The 15,283-nt window shown below is 61.7% G+C and carries 15 protein-coding genes; all 15 read right to left on the minus strand.

Annotation, left to right across the window (positions count from 1 at the left end; translation table 11 throughout):
- On the minus strand, positions 1-2,736 hold a 2,736-nt coding region (locus ACESNB_RS04205), incomplete at its 3' end, for an efflux RND transporter permease subunit (RefSeq protein ID WP_373004296.1).
- Positions 2,737-2,750: 14 nt separating this feature from the next.
- A complete protein-coding gene (locus ACESNB_RS04210) occupies positions 2,751-4,001 on the minus strand; it encodes an efflux RND transporter periplasmic adaptor subunit (protein ID WP_373004299.1) in 1,251 nt (416 codons plus the stop codon).
- Positions 4,002-4,325: 324 nt separating this feature from the next.
- On the minus strand, positions 4,326-4,814 hold the full coding sequence (locus ACESNB_RS04215; protein WP_373004301.1) for a hypothetical protein: 489 nt from the start codon (positions 4,812-4,814) through the stop codon (positions 4,326-4,328).
- A 2-nt stretch (positions 4,815-4,816) separates the two neighbouring features.
- The gene (gene gspN, locus ACESNB_RS04220; RefSeq protein WP_373004304.1) at positions 4,817-5,569 is read right to left on the minus strand and encodes a type II secretion system protein N; all 753 of its coding nucleotides are present in this window, start codon (positions 5,567-5,569) and stop codon (positions 4,817-4,819) included.
- The gene (gspM, locus tag ACESNB_RS04225) at positions 5,566-6,045 is read right to left on the minus strand and encodes a type II secretion system protein GspM (RefSeq protein WP_373004307.1); all 480 of its coding nucleotides are present in this window, start codon (positions 6,043-6,045) and stop codon (positions 5,566-5,568) included. The genes gspN and gspM overlap by 4 nt, the downstream gene beginning before the upstream one ends.
- Positions 6,042-7,196 carry a type II secretion system protein GspL gene (gspL, locus tag ACESNB_RS04230; protein ID WP_373004310.1) on the minus strand — a complete coding sequence of 385 codons (1,155 nt, stop codon included), beginning with the start codon at positions 7,194-7,196 and terminating at the stop codon, positions 6,042-6,044. Before gspL ends, gspM begins: the two co-directional genes overlap by 4 nt.
- A complete protein-coding gene (gspK, locus tag ACESNB_RS04235) occupies positions 7,196-8,161 on the minus strand; it encodes a type II secretion system minor pseudopilin GspK (protein WP_373004313.1) in 966 nt (321 codons plus the stop codon). The genes gspL and gspK overlap by 1 nt, the downstream gene beginning before the upstream one ends.
- Positions 8,158-8,763, minus strand: a complete 606-nt coding sequence (gene gspJ, locus ACESNB_RS04240) for a type II secretion system minor pseudopilin GspJ (protein ID WP_373004316.1) — start codon at positions 8,761-8,763, stop codon at positions 8,158-8,160. The genes gspK and gspJ overlap by 4 nt, the downstream gene beginning before the upstream one ends.
- Positions 8,760-9,131, minus strand: coding sequence for a type II secretion system minor pseudopilin GspI (gene gspI / locus ACESNB_RS04245; RefSeq protein ID WP_373004319.1), 372 nt, complete (start codon positions 9,129-9,131; stop codon positions 8,760-8,762). Before gspI ends, gspJ begins: the two co-directional genes overlap by 4 nt.
- Complete coding sequence (locus ACESNB_RS04250) at positions 9,124-9,618, minus strand: prepilin-type N-terminal cleavage/methylation domain-containing protein (RefSeq protein ID WP_373004322.1); 495 nt, start codon at positions 9,616-9,618, stop codon at positions 9,124-9,126. Before ACESNB_RS04250 ends, gspI begins: the two co-directional genes overlap by 8 nt.
- An 8-nt stretch (positions 9,619-9,626) precedes the next feature.
- Positions 9,627-10,076, minus strand: coding sequence for a type II secretion system major pseudopilin GspG (gspG, locus tag ACESNB_RS04255; RefSeq protein WP_373004325.1), 450 nt, complete (start codon positions 10,074-10,076; stop codon positions 9,627-9,629).
- 26 nt (positions 10,077-10,102) lie between these two features.
- Positions 10,103-11,311 carry a type II secretion system inner membrane protein GspF gene (gene gspF / locus ACESNB_RS04260; protein WP_373004328.1) on the minus strand — a complete coding sequence of 403 codons (1,209 nt, stop codon included), beginning with the start codon at positions 11,309-11,311 and terminating at the stop codon, positions 10,103-10,105.
- A complete protein-coding gene (locus ACESNB_RS04265; protein ID WP_373004331.1) occupies positions 11,298-12,800 on the minus strand; it encodes a GspE/PulE family protein in 1,503 nt (500 codons plus the stop codon). The genes gspF and ACESNB_RS04265 overlap by 14 nt, the downstream gene beginning before the upstream one ends.
- Positions 12,801-12,804: 4 nt before the next feature.
- On the minus strand, positions 12,805-14,748 hold the full coding sequence (gspD, locus tag ACESNB_RS04270; protein WP_373004334.1) for a type II secretion system secretin GspD: 1,944 nt from the start codon (positions 14,746-14,748) through the stop codon (positions 12,805-12,807).
- A gap of 1 nt (position 14,749) precedes the next feature.
- On the minus strand, positions 14,750-15,283 hold a 534-nt coding region (locus tag ACESNB_RS04275; RefSeq protein ID WP_373004337.1), incomplete at its 5' end, for a type II secretion system protein N.

Here is a 15,283-nt window from a genome sequence, read left to right on the forward strand (position 1 = left end):
CAGGATACTGAGCGGGAAGCCCATGACGAGATGTCCGACCATGGCGCCCGTGAAACAGAACGGGATGGCGGCCAGAAGGATCAGGATCGGTTCGGCATAGGATTTGAAGGCTACGGCGACAAGGAAGTAGGCGACGCCGATCGCAATCAGCAGGAAGGTCATGATCTCAGCCATGAATTCCGCCTCGCCCTGTGCTCGGCCGATGCTGCCGCGCCGGACCAGGGGATGGGCCTTGTCGAAATCGTTGAAGAAATCGTAGTTGAGATCACCACGGATTTCCGTGATGCGCTCGGCCACGATTTCGGCACTGACCACGATGGCCCGGCGGCGTTCGCGACGTTTGATCTGGGATATGCCCTTTTCGAAGCGTATGTCGGCGACCGCATAGAGGGGCAGTTCTCGGCCATCGGCAGTGCGGACGCGAATATTGTTCAGGAAGTCGAGCGATTCCCGGTCGGTGCGCGGATAACGTACGAAGACGCGGACATCCTCGCCGTCGCGGGGCAGGCGCTGGACTTCTTCGCCATAGAATCCCTGACGCACCTGGCGGGCGACATCAGCCGTCGTGATGCCGAGGGATTCGGCACCGGGCTTCAGGTCGAACTGGATCTCGTCGGTCGCGCTCTGCACGTCGTTCACGACATTGTAGACGCCATCATAGGAGCGCAGCTTGGCCATGAGGTCTTCGGCTGCCGCGTTGAGCGCGTCGAGATCGGTCGAGTTCAGCATGTACTGTATCGGCGGATCATTGTCGGTGTTCCGGTAATTGACCGTGATCGTCTCGGCGTCCGGGACTTCGCCGATCAGGACGCGGAGGCGCTCGGCCGTTTCCTTGGCTGTGAGTGTGCGCGTTTCTGGCGGCACGAGTTTGACGAGGGCCAAAATATTATTGTCGCGTGAACGGGTGTACCAGTTCTCGATCAGCTCGCCTTCACCATTGGTGGATGCGTTGACCTCGTCCTCAAGTGCCTTTTCACCGGCCTGAATCTGCGCAAGCACTTCGAGCGACCGGGAATAGGGCGTGCCTTCCGGCATTTCGACGGAGACTTCGATCTGGTCAGACTCGGTTTCGGGGAAGAAGACGGTTTTCACAAGACCGTTGGTGAGCAGGCCAACGGACAGGATCATGCCGCCGATGAAAATGGATGCCGTGAGATAGCGGTGGCGCAGTGCACGGAGCAAGAGGGGGCGGTATAGACGACGAGCGATCCAGACGATGCTGTTTGCGATGGACGCCTGGAAGCGGGCAATGCGAGTTTCCGGATTTACCGCTTTGAGATGGGACAGGTGAGCCGGGAGGATTAGCAGGGCTTCGATCAGCGAGAACAGGAGGGCGAAAATCACGACGAGTGAGATGGAGCGCGTAAATTCACTGGTGCCGCCGGAAAGGTACATCCAGGGCGCGAAGAATATCATCGTGGTGAAGACCGCGAAAATGACGGGCTTGATGACCATGGTCGTGCCGTTCACCGCCGCGACGAGGCCTTCCTCGCCATCTTCCGTGCGCGAGTGGATGGCTTCACCCACGATGATCGCGTCGTCCACGATCACGCCGATGACGAGCAGGAAGGCGAAGGTCGAGATCATGTTGAACGAGACGTCCGCCATGGGCAGGAGCGCGAGACCGCCTGCGAAGGCCGTGCCGATGCCGATGGCAACCCAGATGGCGATGGCAGGACGCAGGAAGAGCAGCAGCGTGACCAGGACCAGGAACAGGCCGGTCAGGAAATTGGTTCCGATCAGGCGGATGCGGCTCATATAGTCGATAGCGGAGTCCTGCCAGATCGTCATCGAGACGCCGGGCGGAAGGTGTTTGACCGCTTCATCGAAATACGCATTCACATTTTGTGACATCTTCACGATGTTCATCTTCGGGCCGCTCATGACCTGGACCAAGATCGTGCGCTGTCCATTGACCGTGGCGAGGAGGTTGACCTCTTCAAACCCGTCGATGACGGTTGCCATGTCGGAGACCCGCACGATGGCCCCATTGGGCATCTGCTTGACGATAATGTTTTCGAACTCGGCCTGCGTATCGGCCTGCGAGCGGGTGCGCAGCTGGACGTTGCCACCATCGCTGCGGACATTCCCGGCGGAAATGTTGACGGATGTGCCGCCGACAGCAGCGGCGACGTCAGACAGGCTGACGCCATAGCGGCGGAGCGCTTCTTCGGAGACCTCGATGGAAATTTCTTCGTTCCGCACGCCGAAGAGTTCGACGGACGGGACATAGCCTAGCAGTCCGATCTCGCGGCGGGTGGCCTCGGCGAAGTGCTTGAGGTCCTGCTCGCTGACCGTCTCGTCGCCGGACATGGCGAGGCGGAGGATCTCGTCTCGGCTGCGGAAGACGTTCAGCTGCGGTGGTTCAGCGGCGGCCGGAAAGGAGCTGACGGCGTCGATCTGGCGTTTGAGGTCCTGAAGGAACTTGCCTTCGTCGAGATCCTGGTTGCCGATGACGATGAGGCGGCCGACCCCTTCGCTGGAAACAGACCGGAGTTCCTTGATTCCTTCGACCGTGCTGACGGCTTCTTCCATGCGGACGGTGATCTGTTCCTCGATGTCCTGCGGAGACGCGCCGCGCCAGACGACGGAAATCTGAGCGCCCGGGAATTCGACATAGGGTTCAAGTTCGCGCTCCATCTTGATGAAGGCGACAATGCCACCGAGTATGATCGCGATCATCAGCAGGTTTGCTGCGACCTTGTTGCTTGCCCACCAGCGGATGATTGCCGACATGCCCTCGGATCCTTCTATTCTTCAACCGCATTGGCGCCGGCCGCAAAAGCGGTTTCGAGCCGGTCGACAGGTTTGATTTTCATGCCGTCGGATGCCGCGCGGACAGGCGATGTCACAACGCGTTCGCCAGCGCTTACGCCGGACGTGAGAATGAGGCGTTCACGTTCGGAAAAGGCAACTTCGACCGGGCGAACCTCGAGCGTGTCGTCCTCTCGGGCGACATAGACACTGTCCTTGCCGCGAAGCGCGGTGCGCGGGAGGACGACGCTGTCGGCCAGTGTGCGCCCGTCGATCTCGGCATCAACATAAAGGCCAGTGGCGAGGGGCGTGCCATTGTCGGCGCCTTTGCCATAGGGGTCCGTGACTTCGACATAGGCGAAGAGAACGCGGGTTTCCGGATCGAAGCCACTGGCGGTGCGTGTAATGCGGCCGGACCAAGTGTGCGGCACACCAGCGACGGTGGCCGACAGCGTGACGGGCGGGCCCTTACGGGCCGGCGTTTCGGAAAATCCAATGCCGAGACCGAGATTTGCGAGGTCTGAATCAGTCAGGGCGATGGCGATATCGACAACGTCACTGGCATAGATTTCGCCGAGGCGGGCACCGGGCGAGACATAGGCGCCGATATTGACTGATCTCTCCCGCACGCGGCCTGCGAAGGGGGCGAGGATACGTGTGCGTGACAGCTGGAGCCGGGTGTCGTCGAGCCGCGCCTGCGCGGAGGCTAGCTGGGCCTCGGCCTGGGCGCGCTGCGGATGGCGAAGCGTCAAATCGGACACCTGGTCCAGCCCGAGCTGTTCGGCGCCCTGGCTGGCAATCTGGCCTTCGGAGATTTCCTGGAGGAGTGCCGTATGGGCTTGCGCCACAGCGGATTCGGCCTGGACGATACCGAGTTCGTATTCCCGGGACTCGAGGCGGACAAGAGTTTCGCCGCGCTCAAATTGCCCGCCTGCCAGGAATTTGGGGGAGACATAGGCCACACGGCCGCTGATCTCGGAGGCGAGCATGACTTCGGAACGGGCTTTGACTTCGCCCTGACCGTGAACCTTGATCGAAACAGGTTTGGAGCGTGCCACAGTGGTGAGCACGGGGAGGGCCTCGATGATTTCGGTCTTCTCTTCGGGTGCAGGCTTCAATGCCCCCATGGCGACAAAGCCGCCGACCGAGCCGATCAGCACGAAAACGGGCAAGGCCAGGAACAGGATCCGCTTGACAAGAAGGCCAAGCCTGAACGGCGGATTCTGGTCAGTTTCAGCATAGTTCATGGTTCAGATACCCATTGTGATCTTTGATGGCGCTGGCGTGAGCTTGCACGAGCTTCTCCGCGCCGTGATGAGTCTGGATAACATCAAAATTGTTGAAAAACAATAAGAGATACACGATAAACAACAAAGTTTTGTTGTTTTACAGATTTTGAGCTGATCGCGGCTTGGAGCGCAATTGGAGTCGTAAAATCGGCGCCGAAGCCTTGGGCGGCGGCGCTTGACGTGTATCGGCTTTTCCGATTGTGAAGCTTGAAGGGGCCAGAAAATCCTAACCTGAAATGTGTTTCAGGTCGGGGCAGTCACTGATTGTGATTGGGGCGCGGATCACCGAGACTCGGGCTGGCAGGCACTGAGTCCCAGGACCGGAATCATGGTTTCCCAGCCGTCCTTGCTCACGAGCGACAACCGCCCGTCCTCGATCCGCTGGCCGCCATCGAGCAGCTCGCCGGGCTTGAAGCTCAGGCCGACATTGCCGTCAGGCGAACGGTAGGTCATCTGGGTCATGAACTGGCCAAAAAGCGCGCCGCGAGAGGCCGTAAGTTCGAGCGGGGATTGGGTGCCCCCAATGTTCATGACCGCCTTGTCCGATCCCGCTTCGGCGAAGAAGACGAAGCGGACGGGAGCAGATTGTGTCCACAGGAACAGGCCGCAGGCGCCCGGCGCGAGCGTCTGGGACGGCAGCTCGCCGGTCCTCGCAATTACGTTGGCTGCCGATGTGACGGTTTGAGCGGGCGCAGGTTTACTTGCGCAGGCCGGCAACATGGCAATCGACATCAACAGAGTTGCGAAACAGATGGAATGTGAATGGCGCATATTCAGTTACCTTCGGCCAGAGTGGCTTCCGGGCCCAGCGTGTAGCCATTTCCGGTTTTTGTGAAGCCCATTGCCGTGAGGGCGGCGGTTGCCTGAGCATCGAGGCGTTCGACATGAACGTCCATGCCGGTGCGTCCATCGGGACGCGCGCGCAAGGTGATTTCAAATCGTTCGCCATTGGGACCGTCGCCGGTGAGCGGTAATTCAAGGTTTCCGTCATTGCAGGTTGGCGCGCCTGCAAGCATGGGCCAGTCGCGGCCGTATTGGATGCCGAGCCGACGGACGAGATCCAGTTGGGCTGCGCCGCTAGCTGATTTACACGTGCCGGCGCTGTCGACGTGGGCTGCGGCATTGGACAATTTCATAACGCCGCCGACCCGGCGCAGTTCAGGATGAATGCCGCTCAGGCGGCTGATATCTAGTTCGGCAGCGAATCCGGACAGGTTCATGGACGATCCCGACAGTTTGATATTGCCGCGCCCGCGGCCGGGCTGGCCGACCCATTTCACGTCGGATACGATGGCACCTGAGAGCAGGGAAAATGGAGACGATGTGACGTCGAGCGCGCCAACAGGTTGTCCACGATATCCGAGCCCGGTGACCTGCCCGTGCCAGATGGTGCCGCGTGCCTGTTGCCAGCTGACGCCCTGATCGACGAGACCTGCATTGCGCATCATGAATGACAGCGGCACGCCGGACAAAATGCCGAACGCAAGCGCAGCGACGAATACAAGGATGAGTGTGAGACGCTTCATCCGGCCGGCATGCCCCCGAATTCAAAGCTTGAACGAACAAGGCCGGAACCTGCCTGAGTGATTGTCGCCTTGCTGGACTCGAGCCCGGCGCTGCTGCGCAGTTCGAACAACCAGGCAAAGACATTCTCGACATTGGTATCATCGACCTGCACGGTTACCACGCCGTCGGCGCTGACTTGTACGCGCGCGATCGCGAGCCCGCGACGCGTCGCAGCATCGAGAATGGTGCGTCGCCGGGCGTCAGCGTCGAGTGCGACACCAGAGGATGCGCTGGCGTCGGCTGTTGGAGAGAGTCCGCGAGAGGTCATGAGGTCCAGCGTGCGCGATGCCTGTTCAGCCCGGAGGCTGGCGGTGGCGCGATTGGCCAGAAGCGGAAACAGAATGAATTGAAGCAGCACGATAAGTGCGAGCAATGCTGCGGCTGCTCCGACGAGTGCGCGTTCGCGCAGGCTGAGCTTGTCCCACCATTCGATCATCGTGCCGCCTCCAGTGTGAGGTCGCCGAGAACCTGTCCGTCCTGCTGGCGGGAATCGCCAAGTGACACGGCGATGCCGTTCGCTTCGAGGGCGTTCTTCAGGTCGGCATCGCTGCCATAGTTGGGGTAGACCATGTTGGCGAGCAGGCGACCGGTCGCACGATCATATCGCAGGCTCTGGATCGAGATGCCGCTATCGACTGGAACGGCTTCGTAGAGGAGAGCTGTCGCTTCGAGGAAGGGGAGCCGGTTTGCGACAGGTGCGGTGTTCTGGCTCCGGACGGCCGATGCAAGGTTCGCAGGTATGGGCGCGCCCGGGAAGGCCGCTGCGTAGGTGGCGCGGGCCTGACTGTCGAGCGCGGTGGCGAGGCGCGACAGGGCGTGTGTTTCGAGGGCGATAACGGACAGGAACGTGACGGTCGCAGCGGCGGCAAGAATGAGTGCCGGACGCCATGCGCCGATCCGGATTTCTGCTTGCCGTCGGCTGACGAAGGCGCCCTGGCGCAGGTCTGTTAGTGGCGGGCCATTCTCTGCCCATTGCGCGAGCTGGCCGAGAAGCGGCAGAGAGGACGACTGAGCGTCGGCCACACCAAGCCGCTGCGCGATTTGGCTCCCGGATACCGAGATGGGGGCATCGGCTTTTTGAATGAGGGCCTTGAGCGCGTCGTCGGGCAGCTGGGCATCAGCAGCGAAACGGCGACCGTTGATCGAGAACAGTATGCGGCCCCCGGTATCAATGGCGGTCGGCGTGGCGGGCAGGACCGAGGCATCAGCGACGAGGCGAGCCGTTTTGAGTCCAGCAGTATTCAGGATCGACACCCATTGTTCCATCAAGGCCGGATCAACGATGTGAACCGGGCGCGACCCGCCGGGAAGCGGCTGTCCGATGGCGACATGGGCATCTTCGACCGCGACCGCGAGGTCGTCTTCGAGCGCGAAGGCCGCCGACCGACGTAATTCGGTAACGCCTTGGTTGGGAAGACGGACGTCGAAGCAACCCACCTCCGTTGCCGGAACGAAAACCACGATCTCGTCGCTGGAGTCGATGTCAGCCGAACTGGCGGACAGCAGGCTGATGCCCTTGTCGGTTGCCAAGGCGAACTCGATTGGCTCTCCGGGTGATGGAAGCATTGCATAGAGGCGCCGGGCCATCAGAAGTCTCCCGTTATGCGCTGGATGAGGGGGGCCTTGCCGCCGTCGTCCATTGCATAGGTAAGCTGGAGGGTTTCCTGCGTCGGGCCAGAGACGATGTGCGCTGTCAAACGCAGGCTGGTTGGCCGGAGCGCGATCATGGAATCGTTTCTGGAGGCGACGGCAATCGACTGGATCTCGCTGTCTGACAGGAATGCGTCGGGCGTCAGCCAGCCAGACAGCGGCCGTGCACGGATGACGGATTGCGCCTGTTCCATGCTGAGCTCACCGGAGTAAAGCGCGATCAACAGGGGGGCATCAGATTCGCGCAGTGTTTCGATATTCAGAGCGGACTGAAATGTCGAAGGCCTGACGCATACGAGTGGCCGGATTGTCTCGATGATTTCTGGCGTGAAACCTTTTATGGCGCGGAGTTCGGACAGGTTGACCAGCCCGGCATTGGCGGCACGGTAGGGTGTTTCGAGAGTCCCGTAATAGGCATCCTCCGCTCCGAACGCGCGTGGATTGGAATCGGTATCGATCCAGTCGGCGAGGCTTTCCGCCAGTGCGCGGGCGTCCGACCGGAACAGGCCTTGTGCTTCGAGCAGGGCCTGGAACCTGATATGGCTGGTGTCGTCGGCTGCTCCGGTAATGGAGTTGAGGTTGAAGCAGTTGGAGTCGTCGGCCAATGTTGCCTGGATAACGCCGCGTTCGAAGGGCAGCGTGATCGCCTGCCCGGTCTCCAGGGCTTGCCGGAGGGCGTCGTCATCAAGGTCCCTGAGGCGCGAAATGGCAACGGCGCCGATCGCTTCGGTCGAGCGCGCCGCCCACAGGGTCTGGGAGCGCTGCGACGAGACGCGCGCGAGGCTGATCGACCGGCCGAGCGCGTCGACGGCGGTCAGGGCGGCAACGGACATGACGGCGACGATCATCAGGATCGACAAGAGTGCGGCGCCGCGGTCCTTGGGGGAGGATGCCGGGGTCATGGCGTGGCCCCCACCATGTACTGTAATGTCAGCTGGTCCGCGTCGGGAAATTCCAGATCGAGTTGCACCAGGTCCGGATGCCGTCCGTTGGCATCGCCAGGCCATTCGTCGAACCAGACGCCTTTTTGGCGGTAGCGGATTTCGAGGTCGGATATGCCATCCAGAAGCACGCGTTCCACAACGGGCGTGTCGCGGACGGGGTCTGGCCGCAGCCAAGCCTTGCGGATCAGCTGCCCGTCTTCGAGTCGAAAGGCCACGCGCTGGAGATCGCTGCGGTCGCCACCGACTTGCGGGTCGCGCCAGCCGGAACGAACGAAGCTGATCAAGTCACCTGTTTCAACGCCTGTACGGCCCGTGAAGCCGACGGGAGGATTGAAGTCGTCGGGCGCTGCTGACGGGCGCTGGGTCATCTCGCTGAAATCGGCGCGCAGCAGGCCGTTGGCGGCCTCCAGCGTGCGAACGTCAGCCATGCGCGCATCAATGGCGCGGCTGGCCTGCAGCGTCTGCAGCATCATCAGCGTTCCCGCCGTGGCGAGCATGGCGGTAACGCCGAGCGCGACGAGGGTTTCGATGAGTGTGAATCCGGCCTCTGTCTGTTTCATTCGCCCGCCCTCAGGGCCTGAATGTGGGCGAGCACCTGACCGGTTTCCGGCATGAATACGGTCACATCGACAAGGAACAGGCCGTCTTCCTGCGTGGGGGAAACCGTTCGTTTCCAGTCAAATGTGCGACCGCGCTGCGTGGCCGCACCGGCGATCACGCCGGTTGGCAGCGGCGGCGGTAGTGTCATGGCGTCGGCCATGCGGTTGCTAGCCTCGATTTCGGCGAGTGCCCGCAGGTCGACCTGTTTGGCACCGACAGTGGTTTCGCTGCTGAGATGGATCAGGCCGATGGCCGATATCGAAAAGACGCCCAGCGCGGCGAGGACTTCGACAAGCGTGAAACCGGATTGCGATGTGCGGTCAGGCATCGGGCGCCTCCCACATGACCTGGCCATTGGGTGCGATGGTCAGCGTGATCGTCTCGCGACCGTGGATGAGTGTGAGGGGCTCGCCCTGGACGGTGCCCGTCGTGTCGAGGACGACATTCGGGACGATTGTCACTGTGTCGGACACAGTCCGCGAGGGGGTGCGGGGTGTGTCGAAAGTGACGTTGCGTGCGAACGTAACCGCTCGGCCCGGAGCCGGGGTCCAGACCTGGTTCTGCCAGCTGAACCGCTGGTAACCGTCTTCGGTGATCGACAGGCCCTGGGGCACGCCGGTGACGAGAGCCAGGTCGAGCGCCGAGGTGACATCATGTTCAAGACGCGTTGCGGCTTCGGCCAGTGGATCCGCTTTCGGGCGCATGGTCATCGTGACCATGCCGGCAGCGAGCGCCATGATGAACACAGCGACCAGCACTTCGGTCAGGGTCATACCTGCTTCAGTGGATGCGTGGAGGTCGCGACGGGTGGTCATTTCAGGTGTCAGTTCCAGTTGCCGATATCGTCTTCGTTGCCGGGTTCTGCGTCCGGGCCGGCGGAAAACACGTCATAGGCACCAGCGGACCGGGGACCGGGAGCGGTGTAATTGTAATCATTGCCCCAGGGGTCCTGCTGGACGCGCTTGATGTAGCCGCCGGGGCGATACTGGTCGGCTTTCGCGCCGGAGGGAGGCGTCTTGAGCGCGGCCAGGCCGGTATCGGCGCCGGGATAGTTGAACATGTCGAAGCTGTATTGTTCAAGGCCGCTTTCAAGCGCGGCGATGTCCGAGCGGGCGCGGTCGATGCGGGACTTGCCGAGCACGGGACCGACGGAGATCACGACCGCTGTGGCAAGCAGGGCCATGATCGACACGGTTACGAGCAGCTCAACGAGTGAGAAGCCGGCATCCTTGGTGTGGGGCGCGGCTTTCTGGTCGTCTTTGGCCTGGGTCATTCGGGTCTCCTGTTGGGTCCGCAGCGCTATTGCAGCGCCAGCGTATTGAGCTGGATGATGGGTAGCATGATCGACAAAACGATCATGCCGACAAGGCCACCGAGCACAACGATGATGATCGGCTCCATCAGGCTGAGGGCGGTGGATGTGGCATTTTCGAATTCTTCCTCGAGGAATTCTGCCGCGCGCGTCATCATGCCGGGCACGTCACGCCCCGCTTCGCCGCTGGCCACCATGTGGACCATCATGGGCGGAAAGGCGCCAGTGCCCTTGAGCGCGGCGGCGAATGAGCCGCCTTCGCTGACGCGCACGGCGATCTCGTCTGTAGCCTTGCGGAACACGCTGTTGGACATGGCGCCGCGCGCCGCCTGAAGGGATTCCAGAACCGTGGCCCCGGACGAGGAAAGTGTTGCGAAGATGCGCGCAAAGCGGGCAGCCGAAACGGTGCGGGCCAGGTTGCCGATTATGGGCAGCCGTAGGACGAGGCGGTCGAGCGTCTCGCGGACGCCAGGCGCGCGCAGGAATCGGGTGAGGAGGGCCATGCCGACAACCAGCGCGATGGCGATCAGCCAACCCCAGTTGCGCAGGAGATTGGACACGGCGATGACCTGCTGGGTCAGCCAGGGCAGGTCGGCATCGAACATGTCGAACTGTTCGACGAGGCGGGGAACGACGAGGATCATCAGGGCGATGACCATGCCGATGGCGAGCGTGGCGAGTAGTGCAGGATAGATCAGCGCGGACTGGACCTTCTGGCGTAGGCGCCACGTGTTCTCAAGGTAGACGGCGAGGCGTTCCATGACTTCGCCCTGCCGGCCCGACATTTCACCAGCCGCAACGACGGATTTGAACAGAGGCGGGAAGGCGCGCGGCGCCGTTGCGAGCGCGTCGGCAAAGCGGGAGCCTTCGGTGACTTCGTTGCGGACGCGGTGAAGGATGGCCACCGTTTCAGGCTTGGCATCGCTCGCTGCAGCGGTGAGCGCCTGTTCGACGGTGAGGCCGGACTGGAGGAGAACAGCCAGCTGGCGCGCCAGCAGGGCGCGATCCTTCTCGGAAATACGGCCACCGGCAGCCTTGCCGCCACGTGCCGTCTTCGCGTTGAGCGGAGAGACGTCGACAGGCATAAGTTCGCGCATTCGCAATTCCTTGCGGGCGGCGCGGGGACTGTCGGCAGAGATGACGCCGCGCAGGCGCTTGCCGCCATTGTCAACGGCAACATATTCAAACGCTGCCATCGCGGGCCTCCTTGCGGCAGACGCGGAGGACTTCCGTCACGCTGGTCTCGCCGGAGAAAACATAACGCCGGGCATTCTCGATCAGGCGGTGATGGTCAGCGAATGCAACGGCTTCGATCGCGTCTTCTGTCGCGTCGGCGTGGAGAAGGTTGCGGACGGCGTTGTCGACGACGAGGAGCTCGTAGATCGCGATGCGGCCGTGGAAGCCGGTATTGCCACAGGCCATACAGCCTTTGGGCGTGTAGTGGGTGAAGGATTCGGCCGGGTGCAGGTCCAGCGCCTCGTATTCGGCTGCTCCGGCGGTTGCTGGTTCCCTGCAGACGTCGCAAAGCTTGCGCACGAGGCGCTGGGCCATGACGGCGCGCAGGGTGGAGGCCATGAGGTAGGTCTCCACCCCCATGTCGCGCAGGCGAGTGATGGCGCCGGCCGCACTGTTAGTGTGCAGGGTCGAGAAGGCGAGACGCCCCGTGGACGCGAATTCGAAGGCGGCTTCTGCCGTTTCGAGGTCGCGGATCTCGCCGACCATGACGATGTTGAAATCCTGACGCAGGATGTTGCGCAGGGCACGGGCGAACGTGAGGCCGACCTTGGCATCCATCTGGGTCTGGCTGATGCCCGGCAGGCCATACTCGACCGGGTCTTCGAGTGTCATGATGTTGACGCTACCGGTGTTGAGGCGTGAGATTGACGAGTAGAGCGTTGTTGTCTTGCCTGAGCCGACGGGGCCGGTGACAAGGATCACGCCGTTCGGTTGGCCGAGGACCTTGTCGAAGCGCTGGTAGGTGTCGGAATCCATGCCGAGCTGCTCGAGCGTGAGCAGGGCGTTCTGCGTGTCGAGGAGACGCAGGGCGACGCGTTCGCCGAAGCGGGTCGGCAGGATGGCGACGCGAACGTCGATGGAACGCCCGCCGGCCTGCAGCGAGATTCTGCCATCCTGTGGCAAGCGCTTTTCGGCAATGTCGAGACGGGCCATGACCTTGATGCGCGACACAAGCGGTGCGGCGAGTTTGCGGGGTGGCGTGAGGACTTCGACCAGATCGCCATCGATCCGATACCTGATGGATAGTTTATCCTCGAACGGATCGATATGAATGTCAGATGCGCGGCGCTTCATGGCCTCGTATATCAGGCCGTTGATCAGGCGGATGACCGGCGCATCGTCGCTGCCGCCGAGCAGGTCTGCTGCTTCGGGGATGTCGTCGATCAGGCTTTCGAGTCCGCCCCGGCTAGCGACGGCGGCTTCAATATCTGTTGCGCCGAGGGGGCTCTGGCTGAACGCGATTGTCAGCGCGCGATCGAAGCTGGCCGGATCAAGCGATTCGATCGCGTGGGCGCACCCGAGCGCGCGGCGCGCCTCGATCAGGGACATGACATCAGCGCCCGTGCGCACGCCCACGGTCAGCGTGTCGCGATCAGGCAGCACGATGAGTCCCTTGTCCTTGGCGAAGGCATAGGTGAACTGACGGGAAGATGCGGCGTGTGTGCTCATTGGATTATTGCGGTGGGGGCGCCCCTAGCACTTCGCTGACAAAGGCGTCGAGCGAATTGACCTTGTTGTCCTTGCCGTTCCAGAGTTCTTCGGCGCGGACGAAACGATAGCTGCGGGCGGTGACATCGCGCGCGCTCTGGCGATCGCGGATCACTGTGGGGCGGATGAATACCATCAGATTGCTACGCTTTGTGGCTTTGCCTTCCGTGCGAAACAGGCGTCCGGCAACCGGTATGTCGCCGAGGACCGGAACTTTCTCGTTTGCAATCGTATCGGACTGTTCAATCAGGCCGCCAATGACAATTATCTCGCCGCTGTCGGCCAGCACGTCTGTCGTGATCTGGCGCTTGTTGAAGATGAGGTCGGACGTTGCGACGTTGATCGCCCCGGAAATGCTGGATACTTCCTGATTGATTTTGAGACGCACGGCATCATCGGAGGAGATGCGCGGGGTGACATCTAGCCGGATGCCGATCTCCTTGCGGTCGACGGTGCGGAACGGGTTCGTGTTTCCATCTCCGAGCACTTCCCCTGTGACGATCGGGACTTCCTGGCCTACGAGAAGGGAGGAAGTGCCATTGTCGAGTGTCATGTTGAATGGCTTGGAAAGAACACGGGAATTCGTATCGTTCTCGACAGCCGTCAGGATGGCCCCGAAAAGCGTGTCGCCGTTTTGGCCGCCAACACCGACGCTGAGGCCAGTGAGGCCGAGCAGGGACGTAACGGCGGATGCTGCAAACGGGTTAGTCTCGCCACTATTGAACGGTGTGTTGCCGCTGATGGCGCCGGCGAGGGCCAGCAGGTTGGGCGCAGACCGGGAATAATTGGTCGACGCGAATGGCACCGTCGAGTTGCCCGTGCCGCTGAGCAGGAATTGCAGGCCGAGTTCGCGCGCCGTGTCGTCTGACATTTCGACGATGATCGCTTCGACGAGAACTTGCGCGCGGCGCTTGTCCAGGTCCTGGATCACGCGTTCAAGGGTGAGCAAGGTTTCGCTTGGTGCATTGATCACGAGCGAGTTCGTCGGGCCGTGAAAGGCAATTGTACTCGGCATGATTTCACCGCCTGCTTCGCTGCGCCGGAACGCCATCGCGCCAGCGACCTTCTCTAGGATCGGGACAATATCGGCGGCATCGGCATTATTGAGCGAGATGACGCGCAGGGTGTCTTCGACCCGGTCCGTCGCATCCAGCTGTTCGACAACTTTCAGTGCGCGCTCGACCATGAGGTCGTCACCGCGGATGACAATTGCATTGCCGGTCTGGGAGGCGATGGCCTGGAAGTTTGACGCGTAGGCGTCTTCGCCACCGGTCTTTTGAAGGGCCATCAGGATGGATTCGAGTTCGCCTGACGGGATGTTCTTGAGAGAGATCGTTACCGTACGGGTGCGATCTTCATCTATTCCAGCGACCAATTGACGGATTCGCGGCATGTTCGACTGGTAATCAACGATCACCAGTGTGTTCGAGCGCGGGTTTGCAATGACCTGGCCTTGGGCGTCGACCAGGGGTTTTACCATCTGGGCCGCTTCAAGCGCGTTGAAATTGTTGAGGTGGATGATTTCAGTGACGAAACTGTTCGAGCCGGAAGCCCGCGTGCCGGCTTCGCTGACCGCCGATTGTTCGGGGATAATGCGATAGGTGTCCTTGCCAGCCGGGACTGCCGTGAAACCGTGAACGCGCAGCGTTGAAAGGAAGACGTCAAATACGCCTTCCCGTGTCAGCGGGGACGACGAGGTCACGGTCACGCGTTTGCCGCGGACATCGGGATGGACGATGAACGTATAGCCGGTGACGATGGAAACGTCGGCGACCAGCGAACTCAATTCGACATCATCGAAATTCAACACATGGAGGGATGCCTTCGGACCGGACTCACCCGCGAGCCCGAAGGCGGGCAGGGCGGTCGTGGCCAGCAGAATGGCTGAAAGGCCGAAACGGACGTTCATTCTATTCTCCCTCAGGGAAGCGAAGCGTGACGGGGACATTGGCGCCATTGCGCTGAACCGTCATGGACAACTCGGTCGCGTTCGACAGCCGTTCGGCGATGTTTTCGATCTTGATGTCGCGGATGGGCGTACCGTCGAGCACCGTGATGATGTCACCGGATTCCAGTCCGGAACCGGACAGCACCGCAGTCGCGCCCGGCGTGGACAGACGGTAACCGACAAGAACGCCGTCTGTGAACACCGGCGCCACGTCGAGCGACGCCAGGAGCGCGCGATTGATCGGCGCCTGCTGTCGAGAAATCGTTGTGGGACGCGGCGCACCTTCGACCATGCCCTCCTGGCCAGGAAGGGTCAGGACAGAAAGCGCATCGATACCGCTTTCCATCATAAGGGTTTCCAGCGACCCGCTTTTGCGAATGAGCACCCGATCAGGAAGGACGCGGTCCAGCGTGACGCCTTCGATAATCGTTTTACCAGGATGATAGGTCAGGGCGCGACCGTCAGGGGTCTGGATGATGGCGATCGAGACCTGAGC

It is taken from the genome of Hyphomonas sp. (genome assembly GCF_041689225.1).
Classification (GTDB): domain Bacteria; phylum Pseudomonadota; class Alphaproteobacteria; order Caulobacterales; family Hyphomonadaceae; genus Hyphomonas.